At 69.2% G+C, this 23,802-nt stretch carries 23 protein-coding genes; 16 read left to right on the top strand and 7 right to left on the bottom strand.

The annotated features are described in order from the left end of the window. Window positions 1-50 precede the first annotated feature (50 nt). Together RHA1_RS31565 and RHA1_RS31570 are read left to right on the top strand one after the other, a co-directional pair. Window positions 51-1,022 carry a class I SAM-dependent methyltransferase gene (locus RHA1_RS31565; protein ID WP_007296833.1) on the top strand — a complete coding sequence of 324 codons (972 nt, stop codon included), beginning with the start codon at window positions 51-53 and terminating at the stop codon, window positions 1,020-1,022. A gap of 1 nt (window position 1,023) precedes the next feature. Further along, window positions 1,024-2,181 (top strand): THUMP-like domain-containing protein, encoded by a 1,158-nt coding sequence (locus RHA1_RS31570; RefSeq protein WP_011598352.1) that lies wholly within the window; start codon window positions 1,024-1,026, stop codon window positions 2,179-2,181. A 39-nt stretch (window positions 2,182-2,220) separates the two neighbouring features. Here RHA1_RS31570 and RHA1_RS31575 read toward each other — a convergent pair whose 3' ends face one another. Beyond that, on the bottom strand, window positions 2,221-3,528 hold the full coding sequence (locus RHA1_RS31575; RefSeq protein ID WP_011598353.1) for an outer membrane protein assembly factor BamB family protein: 1,308 nt from the start codon (window positions 3,526-3,528) through the stop codon (window positions 2,221-2,223). Between the two features lie 139 nt (window positions 3,529-3,667). Here RHA1_RS31575 and RHA1_RS31580 point away from each other — a divergent pair, with 139 nt between their 5' ends. Beyond that, window positions 3,668-4,411, top strand: coding sequence for an acyltransferase (locus RHA1_RS31580; protein ID WP_009479650.1), 744 nt, complete (start codon window positions 3,668-3,670; stop codon window positions 4,409-4,411). Window positions 4,412-4,436: 25 nt separating this feature from the next. After that, window positions 4,437-4,694, top strand: coding sequence for a DUF3253 domain-containing protein (locus RHA1_RS31585; RefSeq protein ID WP_011598354.1), 258 nt, complete (start codon window positions 4,437-4,439; stop codon window positions 4,692-4,694). An 8-nt stretch (window positions 4,695-4,702) separates the two neighbouring features. Here RHA1_RS31585 and RHA1_RS31590 read toward each other — a convergent pair whose 3' ends face one another. Genes RHA1_RS31590 through RHA1_RS31600 form a run of 3 tightly spaced genes read right to left on the bottom strand, consistent with a single transcriptional unit; the run spans window position 4,703 to window position 8,366 of the window. Then, window positions 4,703-5,947 carry a glycosyltransferase family 4 protein gene (locus RHA1_RS31590; protein WP_016883117.1) on the bottom strand — a complete coding sequence of 415 codons (1,245 nt, stop codon included), beginning with the start codon at window positions 5,945-5,947 and terminating at the stop codon, window positions 4,703-4,705. After that, complete coding sequence (locus RHA1_RS31595; RefSeq protein WP_011598356.1) at window positions 5,944-7,542, bottom strand: 1,4-alpha-glucan branching protein domain-containing protein; 1,599 nt, start codon at window positions 7,540-7,542, stop codon at window positions 5,944-5,946. The genes RHA1_RS31590 and RHA1_RS31595 overlap by 4 nt, the downstream gene beginning before the upstream one ends. After that, entirely contained in the window at window positions 7,539-8,366 is an 828-nt protein-coding gene (locus RHA1_RS31600) for a class I SAM-dependent methyltransferase (protein ID WP_011598357.1), read from the bottom strand. The genes RHA1_RS31595 and RHA1_RS31600 overlap by 4 nt, the downstream gene beginning before the upstream one ends. 241 nt (window positions 8,367-8,607) lie before the next feature. On the opposite strand from RHA1_RS31600, the gene RHA1_RS31605 reads away from it, so the two are divergent. The 9 genes from RHA1_RS31605 (at window position 8,608) to RHA1_RS31645 (ending at window position 18,328) form a co-directional block, all read left to right on the top strand. Further along, window positions 8,608-9,408: an electron transfer flavoprotein subunit beta/FixA family protein gene (locus tag RHA1_RS31605; RefSeq protein WP_009479655.1), complete on the top strand. Its 801-nt coding sequence runs from the start codon at window positions 8,608-8,610 to the stop codon at window positions 9,406-9,408. 46 nt (window positions 9,409-9,454) lie between these two features. Continuing rightward, window positions 9,455-10,411: an electron transfer flavoprotein subunit alpha/FixB family protein gene (locus RHA1_RS31610; RefSeq protein WP_011598358.1), complete on the top strand. Its 957-nt coding sequence runs from the start codon at window positions 9,455-9,457 to the stop codon at window positions 10,409-10,411. Window positions 10,412-10,545: 134 nt separating this feature from the next. Continuing rightward, window positions 10,546-11,379 carry a GNAT family N-acetyltransferase gene (locus RHA1_RS31615; protein ID WP_011598359.1) on the top strand — a complete coding sequence of 278 codons (834 nt, stop codon included), beginning with the start codon at window positions 10,546-10,548 and terminating at the stop codon, window positions 11,377-11,379. Continuing rightward, window positions 11,376-12,299 (top strand): lysophospholipid acyltransferase family protein, encoded by a 924-nt coding sequence (locus tag RHA1_RS31620; RefSeq protein WP_011598360.1) that lies wholly within the window; start codon window positions 11,376-11,378, stop codon window positions 12,297-12,299. The genes RHA1_RS31615 and RHA1_RS31620 overlap by 4 nt, the downstream gene beginning before the upstream one ends. Window positions 12,300-12,316: 17 nt before the next feature. Then, complete coding sequence (locus tag RHA1_RS31625) at window positions 12,317-13,537, top strand: cysteine desulfurase family protein (RefSeq protein WP_011598361.1); 1,221 nt, start codon at window positions 12,317-12,319, stop codon at window positions 13,535-13,537. Next, window positions 13,537-14,631 (top strand): tRNA 2-thiouridine(34) synthase MnmA, encoded by a 1,095-nt coding sequence (gene mnmA / locus RHA1_RS31630; RefSeq protein WP_011598362.1) that lies wholly within the window; start codon window positions 13,537-13,539, stop codon window positions 14,629-14,631. The genes RHA1_RS31625 and mnmA overlap by 1 nt, the downstream gene beginning before the upstream one ends. Continuing rightward, the gene (locus tag RHA1_RS31635; RefSeq protein ID WP_009479660.1) at window positions 14,628-15,650 is read left to right on the top strand and encodes a methionine synthase; all 1,023 of its coding nucleotides are present in this window, start codon (window positions 14,628-14,630) and stop codon (window positions 15,648-15,650) included. The genes mnmA and RHA1_RS31635 overlap by 4 nt, the downstream gene beginning before the upstream one ends. Before the next feature lie 41 nt (window positions 15,651-15,691). Next, window positions 15,692-17,782, top strand: a complete 2,091-nt coding sequence (gene ligA, locus RHA1_RS31640) for an NAD-dependent DNA ligase LigA (protein WP_011598363.1) — start codon at window positions 15,692-15,694, stop codon at window positions 17,780-17,782. 57 nt (window positions 17,783-17,839) lie between these two features. Beyond that, entirely contained in the window at window positions 17,840-18,328 is a 489-nt protein-coding gene (locus RHA1_RS31645) for a GNAT family N-acetyltransferase (protein ID WP_011598364.1), read from the top strand. A 37-nt stretch (window positions 18,329-18,365) separates the two neighbouring features. Here the strand turns inward: RHA1_RS31645 and RHA1_RS31650 are convergent, their stop codons facing one another. Next, complete coding sequence (locus RHA1_RS31650) at window positions 18,366-19,016, bottom strand: ACT domain-containing protein (protein WP_025432327.1); 651 nt, start codon at window positions 19,014-19,016, stop codon at window positions 18,366-18,368. Window positions 19,017-19,220: 204 nt separating this feature from the next. Here RHA1_RS31650 and RHA1_RS31655 point away from each other — a divergent pair, with 204 nt between their 5' ends. From RHA1_RS31655 to gatA, 3 genes are read left to right on the top strand one after another with little or no spacing between them, the layout of a single operon-like run. Beyond that, window positions 19,221-19,778, top strand: a complete 558-nt coding sequence (locus tag RHA1_RS31655; RefSeq protein WP_011598365.1) for an antibiotic biosynthesis monooxygenase — start codon at window positions 19,221-19,223, stop codon at window positions 19,776-19,778. A 60-nt stretch (window positions 19,779-19,838) separates the two neighbouring features. After that, on the top strand, window positions 19,839-20,138 hold the full coding sequence (gene gatC / locus RHA1_RS31660) for an Asp-tRNA(Asn)/Glu-tRNA(Gln) amidotransferase subunit GatC (protein ID WP_009479664.1): 300 nt from the start codon (window positions 19,839-19,841) through the stop codon (window positions 20,136-20,138). Then, entirely contained in the window at window positions 20,135-21,616 is a 1,482-nt protein-coding gene (gene gatA / locus RHA1_RS31665; RefSeq protein WP_009479665.1) for an Asp-tRNA(Asn)/Glu-tRNA(Gln) amidotransferase subunit GatA, read from the top strand. The genes gatC and gatA overlap by 4 nt, the downstream gene beginning before the upstream one ends. Here gatA and RHA1_RS31670 read toward each other — a convergent pair. Continuing rightward, the gene (locus tag RHA1_RS31670) at window positions 21,613-23,064 is read right to left on the bottom strand and encodes an alpha/beta-hydrolase family protein (RefSeq protein WP_011598366.1); all 1,452 of its coding nucleotides are present in this window, start codon (window positions 23,062-23,064) and stop codon (window positions 21,613-21,615) included. The genes gatA and RHA1_RS31670 overlap by 4 nt on opposite strands. Continuing rightward, on the bottom strand, window positions 23,061-23,702 hold the full coding sequence (locus tag RHA1_RS31675; protein WP_011598367.1) for a hypothetical protein: 642 nt from the start codon (window positions 23,700-23,702) through the stop codon (window positions 23,061-23,063). Before RHA1_RS31675 ends, RHA1_RS31670 begins: the two co-directional genes overlap by 4 nt. Between the last annotated feature and the right edge of the window lie 100 nt (window positions 23,703-23,802).

A 23,802-nucleotide genomic window follows, 5' to 3' on the forward strand; every position in this document is an offset into this window, starting at 1 on the left:
AGCCCGAAACTAGAACCTGTTCACTCTTACCAGCGAGTAGGATTTGCCGCATGACTGCAAGCGCCCATGACGACCCAGCTCCTCATCCGCACGCCACCGCCGAAGAGGTAGAGGCCGCGCTGAAGGACACCAAACTCGCCCAGGTGCTCTACCACGACTGGGAAGCCGAGACGTACGACGAGAAGTGGTCGATCTCGTACGACGAACGGTGCATCGACTACGCGCGCGGACGTTTCGACGCCGTCGCGGGCGATCAGCCGCTGCCCTACGAGCGGGCGCTCGAACTGGGCTGCGGCACCGGATTCTTCCTCCTCAATCTCATGCAGGGTGGAGTCGCGAAGACCGGTTCGGTCACCGATCTGTCGCCCGGCATGGTGAAGGTCGCCCTCCGCAACGCCGAGGGCCTGGGATTGTCCGTCGACGGCCGCGTCGCCGACGCCGAAACCATCCCGTACGAGGACGACACGTTCGACCTCGTCGTGGGACACGCTGTCCTTCATCACATCCCGGACGTGGAGCAGTCGCTGCGCGAGGTCCTGCGCGTCCTGAAGCCGGGTGGGCGTTTCGTCTTCGCCGGTGAGCCGACCACGATCGGCAACTTCTACGCCCGCTGGCTGGGTCGCGCGACGTGGGAGGTCACCACCCGGGTCACCAAGTTGCCGTTCCTCGCCGACTGGCGTCGCCCGCAGGCGGAACTGGACGAGTCCTCCCGCGCGGCCGCGCTCGAGGCCGTCGTCGACCTCCACACGTTCGATCCGAGCGACCTCGAGAAGATCGCGAAGTCGGCAGGCGCCGAGCAGGTTCACGCGGCCACCGAGGAATTCGCCGCCGCCTTGCTCGGGTGGCCCGTCCGTACGTTCGAGGCTGCTGTCCCCCCGGAGAAGCTGGGCTGGGGCTGGGGGCGTTTCGCGTTCACCGGATGGAAGACCCTCAGCTGGGTCGACGAGAAGGTGCTCCGGCACGTGGTGCCGCGGGGATTCTTCTACAACGTCATGATCACCGGCGTGAAGCCCGGCAACTGAATTGGGTTATGCGTTCACTGCCGGGGACGTCGAGTTCCTGCAGAGCCCGGACGGGGCAGCCGCTCTCGCGGAAGTGGACCGCTTCGCACTGACCACGTCTACGCGCCTGGCCGACATCGGCCGGGCGCGTGCGCGTTTCGGCTTACACGTGGCGTTGCTGGTGGAGACCGTGCTGTTGCGGCGGAAGGCGGTCGCCAAACTTCCCGGCACCGAAAACTGGTTATTCACCGACGACGCCCTGCAACAGGCGACACCGCGTGCGGTCGCCGCGCATCGTGCGATCCGGTTGAGGGACCGGGACGTCCACGACGTCACGTGCTCCATCGGTGCCGAACTGGACGCGGTGGTCGGGACGGCCGCGACGGTGATCGGAAGCGACCTCGACCCGGTCCGGCTCCTGATGGCGCAGCACAACGTGCCCGGAGCGGCCGTTGTCCGCGCCGACGCGCTCGTCCCGTGCACCCGCGGCACCGTCGTGCTCGCGGACCCGGCGCGACGGTCCGGCGGCAGGCGAACACACGACCCGGCCGCGCTGGAACCGCCGCTGCCGGATCTGATCGACGCGTACCGCGGACGGGATCTCGCGGTGAAGTGCGCTCCCGGACTCGATTTCGACCGACTCGGCTGGGACGGCGAGGTGGAGGTGGTGTCGCTCGACGGCGGCGTGCGGGAGGCGTGCCTGTGGTCGCCGGGACTGTCCGGAGCCGGTGTCACCCGGCGGGCGAGCGTCCTCGGCTCCGACGGCACCGCGTGGACGGTGACGGACGCCGAGGACGACGACATCCCCGAACGCGCACCGGGGGAATGGATCGTCGACCCGGACGGGGCTGTCGTGCGTGCGGGCCTGGTGCGGCACTACGCGGCCCGGCACGGACTGTGGCAGCTGGATCCCCGGATCGCCTATCTCACCGGCGATTCGGTTCCGGACGGTGTGCGGGGCTTCCGCATTCTCGAGCAGGTGAAGTATTCGGAGAAGTCGCTGCGGCAGGAGCTGGCGCGTCACGACTGCGGTGTGGCGGAAATCCTCGTGCGCGGCGTCGACGTCGATCCCGCGGTCCTGCGTCCGAAGCTGAAGTTGCGCGGAAGTCGTTCGCTCAGTGTGGTGATCACGCGGATCGGCCGTGCAGGCGTCGCGTTCATCTGCGCTTCGCGCCCGTGAGTACTTGTCAACCGCCGGACGTTGACAAGTACTCACGGGTCAGCGGAGGACGAACAGCTCCCCGAGCAGTGTCGGCGTCAGGACTTCACCCTTCGGCCCGACGGACGTGCCGACCGTGAAGCCTTTCGCGCCGGGCAGGGTCTCCTGGTCGAGAGTTTCGCCGGTCCCGGTGTCGAACGTGAGCATCGCCAGCCCGTCCGTACCCTCGCGGACCACCGCGTAACCGGTCGACCCGGCTGTCTGCGCCGGGACGCCCAGCTGCAGCAGATCCTTCCGCTCCCAGACCAGTTCGGCGTGATCGCCCTTGTCCTGCAACGCCAGGAGGTGGCCGTCGAGTCCGCCCGCGGGGATGATCAGGCCGTCCGCGGACGTCGACGGGCTGCCGGCGGCGGCGTACCCGATGTCGTAGCTCCACTTCGGATCACCCGTCGCGGAATCGATCGCCCACAACGTGCCCCAGTTGTCGTTGGTGTAGACGACAGAGCCGTCGGCCGACAGGTCGGGGCTGGACGCGCTACCGCCCGGCAGCGCATCGCTGGACCACTCCTGGGTGATGGCGGGGTTGTCGCCGCCGGAGTACTTCATCGAGACGAGTTCCGCCGCGGGAGCGCCGGGCGCGAAGAACGTGAAGTAGAACTTGCCCGACTCGAGGTCGATGGCCGGCATGTTGGCCACCGGGCAGTCGGGTGCGCCGAAGAAGCAGCCGCTGAGGCCCTTGTCGTCGGGCAGGATGTCGACGTTCGCGCCCTCGGCGACGGACGGCGGTGGGACGAGATCGTACGGTGCCACGACTTTCTGGCCGGTCTGCGTGTCCACGACGTTGATCTGGCCGAGCTGGGTGATGAAGAGGAGATTGCCGTCGCCGGTGAACTGTGCCGACAGCGGCGTCCCGACCACCGGTGTGCGCCAACGCAGCTGGCCGTACTCGTTGAACGAGTTGATGGCGCCGTTCTCGCCCACGTACACGTTGGCGGCGCCGTCGACGATCGGCGTGGACGCTACGACACCCGGCGCGAGCTGGCGGCACCAGCGTTTGCGGCCGCTGTCCATCTGGTAGGAGAAGAGGTTGCAGCCCTTCTCGGTGCGGGCCGTGATGAAGATCTGGCCGCTGGCGGCCACGGATGCGTAATTCGCCACCGGACCGCCCAGCGGGCGCGACCAGGCGAAGGAGAGGTCGCGGGAACCGGTGACGGGGCTGGTGTCGCTGTTGCGGGCGTCGGCGTGCATGCCGGGCCACCCGCCCGCGGAGAAGATGTCGTCGACCTGCGTTCCGCTGCTGCAGCCGCTGAGGACGACAGTCGAGATCGTCGCCAGCGCCAGTACTGACGAACGTAGGACCCGCCGCATTACTTCTCCTCGTCTTCGATAACGCTCGGCCCAGAGACTATCCCGCCGAGGCTGCGCCGATCGGCACACCCCGATGCGGGTGTCGGAGTCCGGACACACCCGCACGAGGGCGCGAGCCGTGAACGTAGGCTGACAGGCTATGACGAGCATGTGGGGCGCACCGTTGCGTACGAGGTGGCGAGGATCCCGGCGGAGCGACAGCGAGCAGGCCCGCTTCCTGACACGCGACTCGCTGCGCTGGGTGCTGGCGAACAAGGCGTACACGCCGTGGTACCTGGTGCGGTACTACCGGCTCGCGAAGTTCAAGCTGGCCAACCCGCACGTGATCCTGCGCGGCATGGTGTTCCTCGGCAAGCGGGTGGAGATCCATTCGACCCCGGACCTGTCGCGGCTCGAGATCGGCCGCTGGGTACACATCGGCGACGGCAATGCGATCCGCTGCCACGAGGGTTCGCTGCGCATCGGCGACAAGGTGGTCTTCGGCAAGGACAACGTCGTCAACACGTACCTCGACATCGAGATCGGCGCGTCGACGCTCGTGGCGGACTGGTGTTACATCACCGACTTCGATCACCGCATGGACGACGTGAACGTCCCGATCAAGGATCAGGGCATCGTGAAGGGCCCGGTCCGCATCGGACCCGACACGTGGGTGGCGGCCAAGGTCACGGTCCTGCGCAATACGCGGGTGGGGCGAGGCTGTGTCCTCGGCGCGCATGCCGTCGTGAAGGGTGACATCCCGGACTTCAGCATCGCCGTCGGTTCGCCGGCCAAGGCCGTGAAGAACCGCAAGGCCGAGTGGGAGGCGGGCGCGTCCGAACGCGCGAAGTACATCGCCGCCCTCGAGGACATCGCCCGGAAGAAGGCGGCGCAGGAGAACTGACCGCCGCGGTGGCATAGTCGGCGTCATGACCGTGTCGGACAGGGAACTCGAGGAGTGCATCCGGGCGCTCCTCGATGCCCGGGCCGACAGCGCGAGCATCTGCCCGTCGGACGTCGCGCGCGCCGTCGCCCCGGACGACTGGCGACCCCTGATGGAACCGGTGCGGGAGGCCGCCGGGCGCCTGGCCGATGCCGGGGAGGTCGAGGTCACCCAGAAAGGTGCCGTGGTGGATCCGCGATCGGCACGGGGACCGATCCGGATCCGGTGGACCCGCACGGACTGAGGGCCACGTCAGCGACCGGGCAGCGGGCGCTCGGGAATCTCCGGCCTCGCCAACGGGTGCCGCACGCGACGCTTGGCGCCCGCGTAGACGTGGACGGTGTCCTCGGCCACCTTGTGCCAGTCGAAATCCGCGGTGAGACGGTCACGGGCGGCCACCGCGCGCTGCTGGGCCCCGGCCGGGTCGTCGAGGACCTCCCGGACCGCGGACGTGAGCCCGGTGACGTCGCCCGGCTGGAACGACATGCCGGTCTCCCCGTCGACGACCGCTTCACCGAGGCCGCCGGCGGTGGACGCCACGAGCGGGGTGCCGGAGGCCGCGGCCTCGAGTGCGATGATCCCGAACGGCTCGTAGCGGCTGGGCAGGACGATGGCGTCGGCGCCGTGCAGCCACCCGAGCAGTTCGATGTGGTCGAGGTTGCCGAGGAAGTTCACGGCACGGGCGACGCGATGGGTGCGGGCCTGCTGGTAGAGCCAGGTGAACTGGGTGCCCTCCCCGGCAATCGACAGCGTGGTCCCGGGGTGGCTGCGGCGGATGCGGGGGAGCGCGGCGATGGCGTCCTGCACTCCCTTCTCGTATTCGAGGCGGCCGACGAACAGGAGTTTCGGCGGTCCGGACCGCGGCGCGCGCTCGCGGAAGCTCCAGGTGGTGAGGTCGATTCCGTTGCGGATCACCGTGATCGGCGGAAGCTGCGGACCGTAGAGGGTGGTCACTTCGTCCTGCATCGACGCGGAACAGGTGATGAGCGCATCGGATTCGTTGGCCAGCCACCATTCCACCGAATGCACCTGCCGGTTGATCCGGCCGGACACCCAGCCGCTGTGCCGCCCGGCCTCGGTGGCGTGGAGCGTGGAAACCAAAGGGACGTCGTAGAATTCGGCCAGCGCGATGGCGGGATGCGCCACCAGCCAGTCGTGTGCGTGCACCACGTCCGGCTGCCAGCCCTCCCCGACACCCGGCTTGTGCAGGGCGACGCCGGCGCGCACCATCGCGTGCCCCATCGCGAGTGTCCACGCCAGCATGTCCTCGCCGAAGACGAAGTGCGCGGGGTCCTCGGCGACGGCGACCACCAGGACGCCGTCCTCGATGTGGGTGACGGTGGGATGGGTGGAGGCGTCGGTGCCCGACGGCCGCCGCGACAGCACCACCACTTCGTGTCCGGCCGCCGCGAGTTCGGTGGCCAGGTGGTGGACGTGTCGGCCGAGACCTCCGACCACGACGGGTGGGTATTCCCACGACACGATCAGGATCTTCACGACGCCCCTCCCTCGGTGCCCGTCACCCGATGGTCCCTGCCGGGCAGACGCCGCGCGTCGAGTCCGGGGAACAGGCCGTCGGCGTGGTTCCATCCCTCTGCGAGCCGGTTCGCGGTCGCGTCCTTGCCCGCCGAGACCGCGGCGGCGATCTCGCGGGTGGCGTGCGCGTGCTTGTGCGCCCGGTCGCGGGCATATCCGGCGGCGGAATCCTTGCTGACCATGAACGCCCAGTCGCTCGACACCGTCATGAGTGCCTCCCGCAGGATCTGGTCGTTCACGCGGTTCCGGAGCGCGGGGCGTCCGGGGGCGGTGTCGGCGTCGTGGGTCTTGTCGACGGTGTCGAGGGCGGTCGCGACCACCTCGGCGTTGAGTTGCACCAGGTCCGAGACCTGATCGCCGGCCCACACCCGCCAATCCTTGCCGGATCCCCACGACGAGTTCTCGAGTTGGACGGGTTCGCCGACGTAACCCTGCCTGCGGGCGTCGTCGAGGGTGCCGACCCGAATTCCGGCCTCGGGCAGCGCGCGCAGCACCTTCTCGAGCCATTCGGGGCCCTCGTGCCACCAGTGCCCGAACAGTTCCGTGTCGAACGCGGCGACGACGAGCGCGGGCCGTCCGTTGCGCTGGGATTCGTCGCGCAGTCGCTTGCGCACGGTGGCAACGAAGTCGGCCACGTGCCGATCGACCGCGGCCGTCGCGAGAGCCGGGTCGTACGGCGCCTTGTCGGCCGAGTCGACGGTGCGTCCGGTGACCCGGGCCGGTTTGAGACCCGTGGCGTGGTCGTACGTGTGGAAATCGCGGTAGGCGCCGTGCCCGGGATAGCCCGACTTCGGCGACCAGACCCGGTAACTCACCTGCAGGTCGCGTCCGAACGCGACCACGTCGGACTCACGGACCGGCCGGCCGAGCGACGTGTCGCCGCGCAGGGCGGGGCCGTCGACCATGAAATGAGTGACGCCCGCCTCGGCGTATCCGGTCTCCATGCCGGGGGTGTACCCGCATTCGGGTCCCCAGATACCTGTCGGTGTGCAGTACCACCGTGCGGCGGCGTCGGCGAGCCCCTCGTGGAGGGAGAAGGCGCGCAACCGCGGGTCGAGCAGCGGCTGGAACGGGTGGGCCAGCGGCCCGCCGAGCAGTTCGAACGCCTCGCGGTCGAGAAGGTCGCGCAGTACCGGTGAGCCGCCGTGCCGCCAGCGCAGCTCGAAGTCGGCGAGTGCGGCGGCGGACGCGCGGTGCTCGCGGGCACCGAGATCGCGGTGCGCGTCGTCGGGCATGCCTGCCGCCTCGTGGGCGCGGATCTGCCAGTTCCCCAGCCAGTGGTGCATTCCCGCCAGGCAGTGCGGATCATCGAGCTGAGCTGCGAGAACGGGGGTGATGCCGAGGGTCAGCAGATGCGAGCGACCCTCGTCGGACAGCCGCCGCAACATCGCGGTGAGGGGGAGGTACGACGCCGCCCACGACTGGTACAGCCACTCCTCGCCCACAGGCCACCGGCCGTGGTTGGCGAGCCAGGGCAGGTGGGAGTGCAGGACCAGGCAGAACATGCCCGGTTCCGTCGCGTCGCCCGCTCCGGTGCGGTTGTCGGATTCGGTCACCGAACAGGATCCTTCACCGCGACGGCCACCAGGTCGAGGCTGTCGTCGATGTCGCCCTCGTGCAGGGCGAAATCGTCGACGGTGATGCCCTCGACGTCGCGGGTCAGTTCGTCGGGCCAGGGTTCACCGGCCAGTGCGCGGTCGATCTGAGCGCCGATGAACGAGCCGCCGTGCTTCGCGTCGAGGGATTTCAGCCGGTCGCCGTGATGGACGCCGGTCATGAGGGCGACCCTGAAGCCGGCCTCCTCGAGCAGCTCGGTCAGCTCGGCCGCGTCGAGTTCGCGGGTGTGGAACGGATTGAGGGGTGTGTCGCGGCCCGGCGAGAAGGTGATGCGGTTGGGGGTGCTGACGAGCAGTTCTCCGCCGGGCGTCAGCACCCGGAAGCACTCGCGGAGGAATTGGGCCTGGTCCCAGAGGTGTTCGATCACCTGGAAATTGACGACGGTGTCGACGGATTCACCGTCGAGGGGAAGTTCCGCGAGGTTGCCGTGCAGCATCTCGACGCGGGGGTACCGCGCACGCACGTGCTCGACCGCGGAGATGTCGTAGTCGAGTCCGGTGACGGTCCGTGCCACATCGGCAATCATGTTGGCGCCGTAGCCTTCCCCGGATCCGGCCTCGAGTACCCGGCGTCCCGCGCAGCGGGGGAGGAGGTCGCGGTAGACCACCTCGTGACGCCGGAACCAGTAGTTCTCCTCGGGGATCCCGGGCACGGTCCGCTCGCCCGTGAGGGGCAGTTGCTCGTCTCCGGTCGATGGCAATTGCTCGTGACCGAGCGGGGGCAGCGGTGCGTCCTCGCGGTCGCCGACAAATGATTCGCTCACCGCTGCGAGGTTAGTGCCACCGGCAAGGTCGCTCGTCCAGGTGGTCTACATCACAGGGATGAAATGCACTTTCGGCCGTTATGGTGAACGAGACTTTCACGCAAGTTACCGACCGGTAACTTAACGTGGGGTAATCTGTCGCAGAGCCATCGTGCGACGAAATATCGACAACGAGAGCTCGGCCCACGCGGAGCAACTCACGATAACCACGCAAGAACACACAGGAGGTCGACGAAGACCCATGACGAACATCGTTGTTTTGATCAAGCAGGTCCCCGACACGTGGTCCGAGCGCAAGCTGACCGACGGTGACTACACGCTTGACCGCGAGGCCGCCGATGCAGTGCTCGACGAGATCAACGAGCGCGCCGTCGAGGAAGCGCTCCTGATCAAGGAGGCTCAGGGCGGCGAGGTGACCGTCCTCTCCGCAGGTCCGGACCGCGCCACCGACGCCATCCGCAAGGCCCTCTCCATGGGTGCCGACAAGGCAGTGCACATCAATGACCCGGCCCTCCACGGCTCCGACGCGGTGCAGACCGCATGGACCCTGGCCGCGGCACTCGGACAGATCACGTTCGAGAACGAAGAGCCTGCCGACCTGATCATCGCCGGTAACGAGGCCACCGACGGCCGCGTCGGCGCCGTCCCGGCCATCATCGCCGAGTACCTGGGCATCCCGCAGCTCACGCAGCTGCGCAAGCTCACGGTCGCCGACGGCACCGTCACCGGCGAGCGCGAGACCGACGAGGGCGTCTTCGGCCTCGAGGCGAGCCTGCCGGCCATCGTCAGCGTCACCGAGAAGATCAACGAGCCCCGCTTCCCCTCCTTCAAGGGCATCATGGCCGCGAAGAAGAAGGAAGTTCTCGTCTACACGCTGGCCGACCTCGGTGTCGACCCGGAGACCGTCGGTGTCGCCAACGCGGGCTCCACCGTCACCGCCTCCACCCCCAAGCCCCCGCGTACCGCTGGTGAGCGCATCGTCGACGAGGGCGACGGCGGCAGCAAGATCGCTGCCTACCTCGTGGGCCAGAAGATCATCTGATCGCGCCCCTCTACCGACCAGCAGACACATACAGGGAGAGTTAGACATGGCAGAAGTACTGGTGCTCGTCGAGCACGCAGAGGGTGCGCTGAAGAAGGTCAGCACCGAACTCATCACCGCCGCTCGCGCGCTCGGTGAGCCGGCCGCAGTGGTCACCGGTCCCGCCGGTACCGCCGACAAGCTGGCCGAGGGCCTCGCCGCCGCAGGCGCGGCCAAGATCTACGTCGCCGAGTCGGACGACATCGACGGCTACCTGGTCACCCCGAAGGTCGACGTGCTCGCGTCGCTCGTCGAGTCGGCCGCGCCGGCTGCGGTCATCACCGCCGCCAGCGTCGAGGGCAAGGAGGTCTCCGGACGTCTTGCTGCCCGCATCGGCTCCGGCCTGCTCGTCGACGTCGTCGACGTGAAGTCCGACGGCAGCGCCGTGCACTCCATCTTCGGTGGCGCGTTCACCGTCGACGCCAAGGCCAACGGCGACGTCCCGGTCATCTCGGTTCGTCCGGGTGCCATCGAGGCGAAGCCCGAAGCGGGCGCAGGCGAGAAGGTCTCCGTCGAGGTTCCGGCCCAGGAAGAGGGCGCCGTCAAGATCACCTCGCGTGATCCGATCGTCGGTGGCGACCGCCCCGAGCTCACCGAGGCGACCGTCGTCGTCTCCGGTGGCCGCGGTGTCGGCAGCGCCGACAAGTTCTCCGTCGTCGAGGAACTCGCCGACTCGCTGGGTGCCGCTGTCGGTGCCTCGCGTGCCGCGGTCGACTCGGGCTACTACCCAGGCCAGTTCCAGGTCGGTCAGACCGGTAAGACGGTCTCCCCGCAGCTGTACATCGCGCTCGGCATCTCCGGTGCGATCCAGCACCGCGCCGGTATGCAGACGTCGAAGACCATCGTCGCGGTGAACAAGGACGAGGAAGCCCCGATCTTCGAGATCGCGGACTACGGCATCGTCGGCGACCTGTTCAACGTCGCGCCGCAGCTCACCGAGGCTGTCAAGGCCCACAAGGGCTGATTCTCGACCGACGGCGGCCCCGCTCCCTTCGAGGGAGCGGGGCCGCCGTCGTATCTTCCGTCGTTCATCCGGGCTGCATCGACACGACACCCGGGCGATGCCCTCACGCCGCCCCTGCTCGGTAAACCTGCGCCATGACAACTTCGTCAGTTCTCCGCGCACCGAGTGAGACCGCCGATTCTGTTGTAACCGCGCCCCGATACTCCCTGGTCGTCTCGTCCGACCGTGAACACCGCGTTGCGGCCCAGAGGCTGCGCTACCGCGTGTTCGCCTCCGAACCCGGATTCTCCGTCCCCGCGCACGCCGACGCCCTCGACGCCGACCGGTTCGACGACTTCTGCGACCACCTCCTGGTCCGCCACGAGGCGACCGGCGAGTTCGTCGGCTGCTACCGCATGCTCCCGCCCGACGCCGCTGCCCAGGCCGGCGGCTACTACACCGCCACCGAATTCGACATCTCCGCTCTGGACCCCGTCGGCAACCGCATCGTCGAGATGGGCCGGGCGTGCGTCGACCCCGACCACCGCTCCGGTTCGGTGCTGAGCCTGATGTGGGCAGGCATCCTCCACTACCTGCAGCTCACCGGATACGAGTGGGTCATGGGATGTGTCTCCGTGCCGATGCGGGAGCATCCGGACGCGGTGGCCGGTTCCAACGTCCGCGGGGTGCGCGACCTGCTGCTCCGCAAGTACGGCAACGACCCGGCCGCGCGGGCCGTGCCCAGGAACCCGGTGCGCGTCGACGGGCGGTCGCTCGACGAGATCGCGCCGCCCGCCCGCCCGACCCTGCCGCCGCTGCTCCGGGGCTACCTGCGCCTCGGGGCCAAGGTGTGCGGTGAGCCCGCGCACGATCCGGAGTTCGGTGTGGCCGATTTCGTCGCCCTGCAGGGACTGCACGGGGCCAACGAGCGGTACCTCGAACGCCTGCGGTCGGCGTCGGCCACTCTCGAGGCGGGGGCACAGGCATGAGCACGGCCCTGTCCGAGTCGACCGAGGTGACCGTGCACTCGTGGATGCCGTCGAGTCCGTGCGGCGCGGGGTGTCTGCCCGCGGAGGCGAACGGAGTGTCGATGCCGACCGTGGTCGTTCGGTGGTGCCTGGTGGTGTCGGCCCTGGCGACCGCGCCGCTCCTGACCGCCGGATGGTTGCTGCCCCGGTCGTGGCGGACCGGTCTGCAGCGGCGGTACGCGGCGATTCTGTTGCGCTGCGTGGGAATTCGCCTCCTCGTCGTCGATCGTCGCGGAAAGCGGCGCCACACCGGCGGGATCCTGGTGGTGGCCGGCCACGTGTCGTGGACCGACGTGCTGGTGCTCAGCGCGCTCGCGCCGGCGAACTTCGTCGCCCGCGGGGATTTGCTGGACTGGCCGGTGCTGGGGTCGCTCGCGCGTCGGATGAGGGTCGTTCCGATCGAGCGGCAGAGCCTGCGGGCGCTCCCGGCGACGGTGGCGACGACAGCGGGCAGGCTGCGCGCCGGCGAACGAGTCGTGGCGTTCCCGGAGGGCACCACGTGGTGCGGACGGGCGTACGGGGGATTCCGGCCCGCGCTGTTCCAGGCGGCGATCGACGCGGAATGCCCGGTCCAGCCGATCTCGCTGCGGTACACCGGCCGGGGCGGGGAGCTGACGACCGGGCCCTGCTTCGTGGGCGAGGAGACGATCGGTCAGTCGATCCGGCGCATCATCCGACAGAAGGGGGTCACCGCGGAGGTGCGGCTGGCGCCGATCGAGTATCCGGGGGAGTGCCGCCGCGATCTGGCGGCCCGGTGCGAGCGCGCCGCGCGAGGCGACGAACGGATCGATCTCGCAGCGCACGACATCCTCGATCCGCTGCAGGGTGTGGCCGCGACGGCGGCCGCGGGCATCGAGGCGGCGGAGCGTCTCGTCGCCTGAGCTATCCTGGTCACGTCATGACCTCTGCCCGCAGTGCCGATCACCCCGTCTACCTGGACCACGCAGCCACCACTCCCATGGTGCCCGCGGCCGTCCGGGCGATGACCGACATCTTCAGGACCGTGGGCAATGCGTCCTCGCTGCACGGTTCCGGGCGCGCCGCCCGCCGTCGCATCGAGGAGGCCCGCGAGTCCATCGCCGCCGACCTCGGTGCCAGGCCGTCCGAGGTCATCTTCACCTCCGGTGGCACCGAGAGCGACAACCTCGCCGTCAAGGGCATCTTCTGGGCCCGGCGCGACGCCGACCCGGGCCGGGTGCGGATTCTCGCCAGTTCCGTCGAGCACCATGCGGTCCTCGACGCGGTGGAGTGGCTCGAGAAGCACGAGGGTGCTCGGGTCACATGGCTGCCCGTCGACGAACTGGGCCGGGTGTCCCCGCAGACGCTGCGCGACGAACTCGCGGTCCACGCGGACGAGACGGCCCTGGTCACGATCATGTGGGCCAACAACGAGGTCGGCACGATCATGCCGATCACCGAACTCGCCGCCGTCGCGGCTGAGTTCGGTGTGCCGATGCACAGCGACGCCGTCCAGGCTGTCACGCACATCCCGGTGGACTTCGCTGCGAGCGGGCTGTCCGCGCTGAGCATCGCTGCGCACAAGGTCGGCGGACCGCAGGGCGTCGGTGCGCTGCTGCTCGGACGGCAGGTGCCGTGCGTGCCGCTGCTGCACGGCGGGGGACACGAACGCGACCTGCGTTCGGGTACCCCGGACACGGCGGGTGTCGTCGGTATGGCGGCCGCCCTGCGCGACACGACCGCCGACCTCGATGCCCGCGCGACGGAACTGGCCGTCCTGCGCGACCGCCTGATCGAGCGCGTGGGCGAGATCGTTCCCGACGCCGTGCTGAACGGGCCGGTGGGCAGCGCACGACTGCCGGGCAACGCCCACTTCACGTTCCCCGGCTGCGAGGGCGATTCACTGCTGATGTTGCTCGACGCCGCCGGGATCGAGTGTTCGACCGGCTCGGCGTGTACCGCCGGGGTCGCTCGTCCGAGCCACGTCCTGACCGCGATGGGCGTGGATTCCGCGACCGCGCGGGGGTCGTTGCGCTTCTCGTTCGGGCACACGTCGGCGATCGCGGACGTGGATGCAGTCATCGCGGCACTGCCGCAAGTTGTGGAGCGGGCCCGCGCCGCCGGGCTCGCCGGTGTCGGAGCGCGTGGAGGGGATCGTTGATGCGAGTACTGGCGGCCATGAGTGGCGGCGTGGATTCCGCGGTGGCGGCGGCACGGGCGGTCGCAGCCGGACACGACGTGGTGGGCGTGCATCTCGCGCTGTCCGCCGAGCCGGGCACGCTGCGGACCGGATCCCGGGGCTGCTGCTCCAAGGAGGACGCCGGTGATGCCAGGCGTGCCGCGGACGTACTCGGAATCCCGTTCTACGTCTGGGATTTCGCCGACCGATTCAAGGAAGACGTGATCGACGACTTCGTGGCGTCGTATGCCGCGGGGGAGACCCCCAACCCGTGCCTGCGGTGCAACGAGAAGATCAAGTTCGCGGCGCTCGCGGACCGTGCGATCGCCCTCGGGTTCGACGCGGTGGCCACCGGCCACTACGCGCAACTCGAGAACGGCGTGCTGCGCCGTGCCGTCGACGCGGACAAGGATCAGTCGTACGTGCTCGGTGTGCTCACCGCCGAGCAGCTGTCGCGGGCGATGTTCCCGGTGGGTGACACCCCGAAGGACCGGATCCGGGAGGAGGCCGCCGAACGCGGCCTCGCCGTGGCGAACAAGCCCGACAGCCACGACATCTGCTTCATCCCGTCCGGCGACACCCGCGCATTCCTCGGCGCCCGCATCGGTGTCCGTCCGGGCAGTGTGGTCGACGCCGATTCGGGTGAGGTGCTGGCGGAACACGAAGGCGTGCACGGTTTCACGATCGGTCAGCGGAAGGGTCTCGGCGTCCAGGGGCCCGCAGCCGACGGGCAACCGCGGTACGTGACGTCGATCGAACCCGACACCGGCACCGTCCGTGTCGGTTCCGCCCGTAACCTCGAGGTGGACGCGATCACGGCGGACCGCGCCGTGTGGACGTCCGGGAGCACGCCGGTCGGACCGGTCGAATGCACCGTGCAGGTCCGGGCCCACGGCGGTCTCGCCGAGGCTGTCGCGGAAGCGGTCGACGGCGGCATCGCCATCTCCCTTCGAGAGCCGCTCACCGGTGTCGCGAAGGGGCAGGCCGTCGTCCTGTACCGGACCGATCCGGCAGGCGACATCGTGCTGGGCAGCGGAACGATCTCGGGTACCGACGCACGTCCGAACACACAGTGACGCAGGGTATCTCACTGGCCGGTGCCGTCACCGGCGTCGGCTCGTGGCCGGGCACCGATCCGCGTGAAGCCGCCACGATCGTCCTCGGCGAACTCGGCAGGCTCCCGCACCTGGTCGAGTTGCCCGCCCGCGGGCTCGGCGCCGACATGATCGGCCGCGCCAGCGCTCTGCTCGTGGATCTGCAGCTGGACGTGTCCACGACGGCCTACCGGGTGGTGCAGCGTCGCGGTTCGGTCGCCAAGCGGGCGACCGACCTCCTGAACCAGGATCTGGACGCGCTCGAGGAGGCGTGGGACAGTGCGGGCCTCGTCGGCGCCGACCACGTGGTGAAGGTGCAGTCGGTGGGCCCACTCACGCTGGCGGCCGAGGTGGAACTCGGCACCGGCCGGCGTGTGCTCACCGACCCCGGTGCGGTGCGCGACTTCGCCGAATCGCTGGGCGAGGGGCTCGCGCGGCACGCCGCGGAGGTCACCCGACGTCTCGGCGCGCAGGTGTTGGTCCAGTTCGACGAGCCGCGTCTGCCCGCCGTGCTGGCGGGGACATTGTCCGGTCGATCGCGGCTCGAGACCGTGCGGGCGATGCCGGAACCGGAGGCTCTCGCCGTGCTCGAGGCCGCCCTCGCCGGCTGCGGCGCGGTGACCATGGTGCATTGCTGCTCCGCGGATCTGCCCACCGACCTTCTGCGACGCAGCAGTGCCCGCGCGGTCGGTCTGGACGTGTCACAGCTGGCGTCCACGGACCTGGACGGTATCGGCGAGTTGCTCGACGCGGGCAAGGAGCTCGCGCTCGGCCTCGTCCCGACCACCGTTCCCGCCGTGCCTGCCACGTGGCGCGACCTGGCTCGACCTGCGGTGACGCTGATCGACCGGCTCGGATTCGCCCGCACGACGCTGCGGACCCAGGTCGCGGTGACGCCCGCCTGCGGGCTCGCGGGCGCCGACGCGTCCTGGAGTCGGGAGGCGCTGAAGTTGTGCGCCGAGGTGAGTAGCGCGTTCACCGACGACCCCGAATCGCTCTGAGTCCGGCATTCGGTGTCGGCCGGACCGGTTAATCTTCGGTAGTGAGTGAATCGACCGAAGCCCCGACACCGGCCCCCGGACACGTCCGGGAGCATTGGAACGAGCTGGCCGAGGAAGTGCGGCAGCACCAGTTCCGCTATTACGTCCGCGACGCGCCCATCATCTCCGACGGCGAGTTCGACGTGCTGCTGGGCGAGCTGAACGACCTCGAAAACCAGTACCCCGACCTGCGGACGCCCGATTCGCCGACACAACTCGTCGGCGGCGGGTTCTCCACCGACTTCGCCTCCGCCGATCATCTCGAGCGGATGCTCAGCCTCGACAACGTCTTCGCCACCGACGAACTGCGCACCTGGATCAGCCGGGTGGAGCAGGAGACCGGGCCCGACCTGCACTACCTGTGCGAGGTGAAGATCGACGGGGTCGCGCTGAACCTGGTCTACGAGAACGGCCGGCTCGACCGGGCCGCCACGCGCGGCGACGGCCGGACCGGTGAAGAAGTGACGCTCAATGCGCGGACCATCGACGACATTCCGGAAAAGCTCACCGGCACAGACGAATACCCCATCCCGGCACTCCTCGAGGTGCGCGGCGAGGTGTTCTTCCGGCTCGAGGACTTCGCCGCACTCAATGCGGCGCTCGTAGAGGAAGGCAAGGCGCCGTTCGCGAATCCCCGAAATTCCGCGGCCGGGTCGCTGCGGCAGAAGAATCCGGCCGTCACGGCCCGCAGGCGCCTCGGGATGATCTGCCACGGCCTCGGCCGGAGCGAAGGATTCGAGCCGGTCTCCCAGTACGACGCGTACACGGCTCTGGCGGCGTGGGGCCTGCCGGTGTCGACCCACACCGCCCGCGTCACGGGCGCGGACGCCGTCGTGGACAGGGTGCAGTACTGGGGCGAGCACCGGCACGACGTGGAGCACGAGATCGACGGTCTGGTGGTCAAGGTAGACGAGACGTCGCTGCAACGCCGGCTGGGGTCCACGTCGCGGGCGCCGCGCTGGGCGATCGCATACAAGTACCCGCCGGAAGAGGCCACCACCAAGCTCCTCGACATCCGGGTCAACGTCGGTCGCACCGGCCGGGTCACCCCGTTCGCCTACATGGAACCGGTCACGGTCGCCGGCTCCACGGTCTCCCTCGCCACCCTGCACAACGGCTCCGAGGTCAAACGCAAGGGCGTGCTCATCGGCGACACGGTCGTGCTGCGCAAGGCCGGCGACGTCATCCCCGAGGTCCTCGGACCCGTGGTCGACGCCCGGACGGGCGACGAGTACGAGTTCGTGATGCCCACCCACTGCCCGGAGTGCGACACACCGCTGGCCCCCGCCAAAGAGGGGGACGCGGACATTCGCTGCCCCAACCAGCAGTACTGCCCCGCGCAACTCCGGGAACGCGTGTTCCACGTGGCGGGCCGCGGCGCATTCGACATCGAGGTCCTCGGTTACGAGGCCGCCACGAGCCTGCTCGAAGCCAAGGCGATCGGCGACGAGGGCGACCTGTTCTCGCTCACCGAGGACGATCTGCTCAAGACGTCGCTCTTCCGGACCAAGGCCGGCGGCCTGTCGGCCAACGGCCGCAGGCTGCTCGACAACCTCGATTCCGCCAAGGACAAGCCGCTGTGGCGGGTGCTGGTCGCGCTGTCCATCCGCCATGTCGGTCCCACGGCGGCGCGTGCGCTGGCCGGTGAATTCGGGTCGCTCGCGCGGATCCGGGAGAGCTCCGTCGAGGAACTCGCGGCGGTGGACGGGGTCGGCGGCACCATCGCCGCGGCTGTCGCCGAGTGGTTCGGCGTCGACTGGCACCAGCAGATCGTGGAGAAGTGGTCCGCGGCCGGGGTTCGCATGGAAGACGAACGCGACGAATCGATTCCGCGCAACCTCGAGGGACTGTCGATCGTCGTGACGGGGTCGCTGGAGACGTTCTCGCGCGACCAGGCGAAGGAGGCGATCCTCATCCGGGGCGGTAAGGCCGCGGGTTCGGTGTCGAAGAAGACGGCATTCGTGGTGGTCGGCGAATCGCCGGGCTCGAAGCACGACAAGGCCGTCGAACTCGGAGTGCCGGTCCTCGACGAGGACGGGTTCCGCCGACTGCTGGAGGGCGGACCGGACGCGGTCGCGGAATCCGGAGTGTGATCGGAACCTCACGCTCGCATTTTGGGCGGCGTGAGCAGTCCTGTCATAGTTCTGGACATGATCGAGATTCGGAATGCGACGCCGGACGACTACGAGGCCGTCGGTGACCTCACGGTGATCGCCTACGTGGGTGGCGGATTCGTCGAGGCGCACGATCCGTACACGAACCGGTTGCGCGACACCGCCGAGCGGGCGGAGAAGGCGGATGTGCGGGTGGCCGTGAAGGAGGGCCAGATCGTGGGTTCCGTTACGATCGCGGATCCGGCCTCGCCGTACGCCGACGTCGCGCAGCCGGGTGAGCTCGAATTCCGGATGCTTGCCGTGACACCCGACGCCCGCGGTTCCGGGGTCGGGTCGGCGCTCGTGCGGCACGTCCTGGACACGGCGTACGACCGCGGCGACCGCGCGGTCGTGATGTCCACCCAGCCGGACATGGAAGATGCCCGCCGGATCTACGACCGGAACGGTTTCGTGCCTGTGCCCGAACGCAATTGGGCGCCCGTGCCGGGTGTCGAGCTCACCGTCCTGGTCCGCGAGCTCGTCTGAGACGACCACCCCCGGACCTTTCGGCCCGGGACGGTGGTCAGCTCAGAACCGTCGCGATGATGCCGGCGAGGTAACCCAGCCGGGCGATCTCGGACGGACGGAACTCCGGGCCGCCGGGGCGGCCGAGCATCAGCACACGGCCGGTGGTCCCGAGGGGAGCCGCCGCGAGTGTGGTGTTCATGTCGCGCCACACCTGCGGCACCCAGTCGCCCTCGCCGTCGAGCGCCGTGGGCTTCTCCAGCGGCATCCACGGGATCTCGGTGGCATGGGTCTCGGGAGCTCCCGAGCTGCCGACCACACGGTATGCGCCGTGCGGGCCGAGGTCGGCCACCACGGACCAGCCGACCCGGAGCACGCGCGGCGCCCCGTCGACGAGGACCTGCAGTCGATCGTCCGCCGCGGTGGCGACCTGGTCGATGAGCTCGAGCTCGCGGTGGGTGTCGAGAATTCCGGCGTACGGCCGGATGGAGTCGACGGTGACGCCGGGCAGGTTCTCGGCGGCCGTGATGAGGGTGTCGGGGAGCGATCCCGGCTCGACATCGACCACGAGGTCGTCGATGGCGAATCCGGCACCCCGTTCCACCACGTCGAGCGACAGAATGTCAGCACCCACCGAGCCCAGGGCGACGGCGAGAGAGCCGAGGCTGCCGGGACGGTCGGGGAGCTGGACGCGAAGCAGATACGACACGTGCGTCCCTTTCACCACGAGATAGACGCGGGAGTACCTGCGACCCCCGTCGCTCACCATCCTTGCACTTTCGTTCCCGAGTATGCGGTCCCCCCTGCGGCTTCGCCGGGGACGGGACGGGGACGTGCAGGTCGCGCTCGATTCGTGACACTGCCGATACGGATTCGCCTCGTCCGCGAAACACGACAGCCCAAACATGGGTGCATGAACACCACGGCAACGGGAGTGACGACGTCCGTCTCGCGGCGGGTGGCGGCGGGCCGGGAACAGGAATTCCTGCGCTGGACGGACGCCGGGATGGCAATGGCGGGCACGTTCCCGGGGTTCCTCGGCGGGGGATGGCTGCGCGCGGCGACCGACCCCGAGCAGTACCACGTGGTGTACCGGTTCGCGGACGAGGACACTCTCGACGCGTGGACGACGTCGCCCGCCAGGAAGGTGTGGGTGGGCAGGGGGACAGGTCTCGCGCAGGACACGGTCACGCACCGGCTGACCGGGGTGGAGGGCTGGTTCGAACCGCAGTCGACGCTCACGCACGCCGTTCGGGTCACGCCGCCACCGCCGCGGTGGAAGCAGGCGGTCACCATCTGGCTCGGCTTCTTCCCGATCTCACTTCTCATCGCGCTGTTCGTCACCCCTCGGCTCTCGGCCCTGGACGTGGTGACCCGCACCGTGGTGGCGTCGGTCGTCACGACTCCGGTGATGGTCTTCGTGGTTCTGCCGTTCCTGACGGGCAGGTTGCGGCGCTGGCTGCACGGCTGATCGGGCCACGCTCTAGGCTGGGACCCACTTGTGTACGTCCGAACCGAAAGGGGCCCCGCGGTGCCTGCCATCTCCCGTGACGAGGTCGCGCACCTCGCGCGGCTGTCTCGACTCGCCCTGACCGATGCCGAGCTCGACGAGTTCGCCGGTCAGCTGGACTCGATTCTCAGCCACGTGAAGGTGGTCACCGAGGTACCCGCCGAGGATGTTCCGCCGATGGCGAACCCGAACGCGGTCACCAACGTGACCCGTCCCGACGTGATCGTTCCCGGCCTGACTCCCGAGCAGGCGCTGTCCGGCGCACCGGCTGTCGAGCAGGGGCGCTTCGTTGTCCCGCAGATCCTTGGAGAGGGCGAATGAGCGCCGAACTGACCACTCTCGACGCCGCAGATCTCGCGTCGAAGATCCACAGCCGTGAGGTGTCGTCCGTCGAGGTCACCCAGGCGCACCTGGACCGCATCGCCGCGGTCGACGGTGACCTGAACGCCTTCCTGCACGTGGCAGGCGAGCAGGCCCTCGTGTCGGCGAAGGAAGTGGACAGCAGCCTCGCCGCAGGCAATGCGCCTGCCTCCCCGCTCGCGGGAGTTCCGTTGGCGCTCAAGGACATCTTCACCACCACGGACATGCCCACCACGTGCGCGTCGAAGATTCTCGAAGGCTGGATCGCACCGTACGACGCGACGCTCACGAAGAAACTGCGCGAGGCCGGCATTCCTATCCTGGGAAAGACCAACCTCGACGAGTTCGCGATGGGTTCGTCCACCGAGAACTCCGCCTACGGCCCCACCCGTAACCCGTGGGACACCACGCGCATCCCGGGCGGTTCGGGCGGCGGCAGTGCCGCGGCCCTCGCGTCCCGGCAGGCCCCGCTCGCGATCGGCACCGACACCGGCGGCTCGATCCGTCAGCCCGCCGCCGTCACGGCGACGGTCGGCACCAAGCCGACGTACGGCACGGTCTCCCGTTTCGGCCTGGTGGCCTGCGCGTCCTCGCTCGACCAGGGTGGTCCGTGCGGCCGCACGGTCCTCGACACGGCGCTGCTGCACGAGGTCATCGCCGGGCACGACCCGCGCGACTCCACGTCGATCGACGCGCCCGTGCGTCCCGTGGTGGCGGCTGCGCGTGAGGGTGCCGGTGGCAACCTGAAGGGCGTGAAGGTCGGTGTGGTCAAGGAACTGCACTCCGACAGCTACCAGCCCGGGGTCATCTCGTCTTTCGATGCCGCCGTCGCGCAACTCACCGAACTCGGTGCCGAGGTGGTCGAGGTGTCGTGCCCCAACTTCGAGTACGCGCTCGCGTCGTACTACCTGATCCTGCCGAGCGAGGTGTCGTCGAACCTCGCACGCTTCGACGGGATGCGGTACGGCCTGCGCATCGACGAGGGTGACATGAGCGCCGACCAGGTGATGGCCGCGACGCGCGCCGCCGGCTTCGGCCCGGAGGTCAAGCGCCGCATCATGATCGGTACCTACGCGCTGTCGTCCGGCTACTACGACGCATACTACGGTCAGGCGCTCAAGGTGCGGACGCTCATCGCCAGGGACTTCGAGAAGGCGTACGAGAAGGTGGACGTCCTGGTGTCGCCCACCAGCCCGTTCACTCCGTGGAAGCTGGGCGAGAAGGTCGGCGACCCGCTCGCGATGTACCTCTCGGACCTGTGCACGCTGCCCACCAACCTGGCGGGGCACTGCGCGATGTCGGTTCCGTCGGGACTGTCCGCGGACGACGGTCTGCCGGTGGGACTGCAGATCATGGCACCCGCGCTGGCCGATGAGCGGCTGTACCGCGTCGGTGCCGCCTACGAGGCCGCACGCGGTCCGATCGGCTCGCCGAACTAGGAGCAGTCGGGCAGGGCGGTGCCCTGCTCGTTGCCGTAGCGGTGTCCGTGGCCGGCCGCGAAGTTCAGCGCGGACACCAGGTCGACACTCGTCTGCAGGAACGTGATGCCCGGAATCCATTGGGGTACCGGCGCATCGCGTACTGCGAGCGAGAGGTCGGGTCGGTGCACGATCAGGTCGGGGGACCACCACACCACCGGGTCGGACGTGTTCGCCAGCACCGTCGCCCCGTCGGTCAGGACGGAGCCGGCGGGCGGGCCGGCCCACAGCGCGCCGCAGACTTGCTCGCGCAGTTGGTCGGCGTCGGTGAAAATTGCACTGCCGCCGACGGATCCGAGGCTCTGGCCGTAGACGTACAGTGCCGGGCGCAGGAGGTCGGGGAGGTCGGCGATCCGCTCGGCGACGGCATCGAACAACGCGGCCGCCGATTCGTCTGCGGCGGAACGTCCGAACACGAACGTGATCCAGCTCGGCAGGTACGAGTACTGCATGCCGACGATGGCGACGTCGTCGGCGAAGCGTTCCTCGAATCCCTCGGCGGCGTTCTCGTCGATCCACCCCGAGCCGGTGGGCACCGTGACGACGATGGCGGACCGGGTGAATCCGCCGGCTCGCTCGAGTTCCGAGACTGCCAGTGCCGCACGCGATTCGACGTCCGGCGCCGAATCCATCCCCACATAGGTACGGATGGCGGCCGACTGCTCGCCCGCCGCCACGAACCGTCGTCCCTGGCGCCCGAGCGACTCCCAGCTGATCGCGGAGTCCGGGCTGCCGGACAATTCGGCGGACATCGGCCGGTGCAGAGACACGTCGACGAGCGCGTTGGAGTCGCTGTAGGAACGCGACATCATTCCCCACAACGCCGGTTCGGCGACCAGTTGCAGTGCGGTCGCGAGAACGACGGCGGTGGTGGCGCTGCCGATCCAGCCGAGACGGCGGGCGACCGTGCCGACGACGCTGCCGATGCCGGCGAACAGCAGGAACGTCAGCGCCGCCCCGATGATCGCCTGCATCCAGTGGTCCGGCCCGATGCCCGGCATGCCCATGGCGGCGCGCAGCGAATCCTGCCAGTGGTCGCCGAGCACGATCGCCCAGGTCACGACGATCATGGCGCCGATCAGCACCAGCAGACGCACCGAGTCCCGCGGAGGGTGGTGGCCGCGCGAACGGGTCGCGAGGTACCGCAGACGGCGGGCGAGGACGACGAACCCGAAACCGATCACGGCGAGGACTCCGGTGAACAGAGCCTGCGTCAGCGCACTCCGGGGGAGCAGTGAGGGAGCGAGAGACGCGAGTGTGACGGCGGTGACGACGATCGTGGAGGAGACGCGGGGGAGAGCGGAGACCGGGATCGTCGTGACCAGTGTGCGGCGCAGGGCATTCGGCTTCGTGCGCGAGCGACAGTGCACCGTGCTCCGTCCGGGACCGGACAGAGCGGTGATGGTCATGCGACGGCTCCGACCGGATGCGGCCGGCGGCGGATCGACCAGGCCGCGCCTGCGAGGAGCGCGACACCGACACCGCCGGCCAGTGCGTACGGGAGTCCGGACTCGGTGACCGGTGCCGAATAGCCTTGGCGCCAGCTGTTTCCGGTGACGAAGGTGGTCGCGACGTTCGCCATCACGAAGCACTGCGCCCGTGCCTGCTCGTCGGCGCGGGTGTCGCATGCCGCGTGCATGCGTTGATCCAACTGCGCGTCGAGGCTCTGCCGCGCCCAGGGACCCAGGTCCTCGCCGGACCGTGACGCGTACCGCAGAAGGTCGTAACCGAGGTCGTGCGCCTTGCACGACGTGTCGAACTCGAGGGGCAGCGGCACGGGGGACGAGCAGTCCCCGCCGGGATTGGCGAGCATCCCGTCGATCGGCACGGGGGTGTACCCCATCACGTCGGCGAAGTCCGCGGGAATGGAGTCCTCGGAGATCGCGGCCGGTGCGGTGAGGGTGTGCACCGCGGCGGAGGCGGCGGCGTTCTCGTGCCGGGGCGTGCTCGCCGCGCCGGTGCCTGCGAATCCTGTCGTGGTCAGTAGTGCGGTTGCGGCGCACGCCACCGCGGCCCAGGTCGTTCTCCGTGTCCCCGTCTTTCGCATGACGAGAACGTTATGAATTCGTGTTGCGCAGCCACATCACCCCGGAGACCGGTTCGATTCCTGGCTTCGTGGTGCGAGGGAGCCCCGATCTCATACTGCG

The sequence above is a fragment of the Rhodococcus jostii RHA1 genome (assembly GCF_000014565.1).
GTDB lineage: Bacteria > Actinomycetota > Actinomycetes > Mycobacteriales > Mycobacteriaceae > Rhodococcus_F > Rhodococcus_F jostii_A.

Bases quoted from the DNA above. Each gene is read 5' to 3' on its own strand.
- RHA1_RS31565 (WP_007296833.1), top strand. From the start codon at position 51: ATGACTGCAAGCGCCCATGACGACCCAGCTCCTCATCCGCACGCCACC.
- RHA1_RS31575 (WP_011598353.1), bottom strand. From the start codon at position 3,528: ATGCGGCGGGTCCTACGTTCGTCAGTACTGGCGCTGGCGACGATCTCG.
- RHA1_RS31580 (WP_009479650.1), top strand. From the start codon at position 3,668: ATGACGAGCATGTGGGGCGCACCGTTGCGTACGAGGTGGCGAGGATCC.
- RHA1_RS31585 (WP_011598354.1), top strand. From the start codon at position 4,437: ATGACCGTGTCGGACAGGGAACTCGAGGAGTGCATCCGGGCGCTCCTC.
- RHA1_RS31605 (WP_009479655.1), top strand. From the start codon at position 8,608: ATGACGAACATCGTTGTTTTGATCAAGCAGGTCCCCGACACGTGGTCC.
- RHA1_RS31610 (WP_011598358.1), top strand. From the start codon at position 9,455: ATGGCAGAAGTACTGGTGCTCGTCGAGCACGCAGAGGGTGCGCTGAAG.
- RHA1_RS31615 (WP_011598359.1), top strand. From the start codon at position 10,546: ATGACAACTTCGTCAGTTCTCCGCGCACCGAGTGAGACCGCCGATTCT.
- RHA1_RS31620 (WP_011598360.1), top strand. From the start codon at position 11,376: ATGAGCACGGCCCTGTCCGAGTCGACCGAGGTGACCGTGCACTCGTGG.
- RHA1_RS31625 (WP_011598361.1), top strand. From the start codon at position 12,317: ATGACCTCTGCCCGCAGTGCCGATCACCCCGTCTACCTGGACCACGCA.
- mnmA (WP_011598362.1), top strand. From the start codon at position 13,537: ATGCGAGTACTGGCGGCCATGAGTGGCGGCGTGGATTCCGCGGTGGCG.
- RHA1_RS31645 (WP_011598364.1), top strand. From the start codon at position 17,840: ATGATCGAGATTCGGAATGCGACGCCGGACGACTACGAGGCCGTCGGT.
- RHA1_RS31655 (WP_011598365.1), top strand. From the start codon at position 19,221: ATGAACACCACGGCAACGGGAGTGACGACGTCCGTCTCGCGGCGGGTG.
- gatA (WP_009479665.1), top strand. From the start codon at position 20,135: ATGAGCGCCGAACTGACCACTCTCGACGCCGCAGATCTCGCGTCGAAG.
- RHA1_RS31670 (WP_011598366.1), bottom strand. From the start codon at position 23,064: ATGACCATCACCGCTCTGTCCGGTCCCGGACGGAGCACGGTGCACTGT.
- RHA1_RS31675 (WP_011598367.1), bottom strand. From the start codon at position 23,702: ATGCGAAAGACGGGGACACGGAGAACGACCTGGGCCGCGGTGGCGTGC.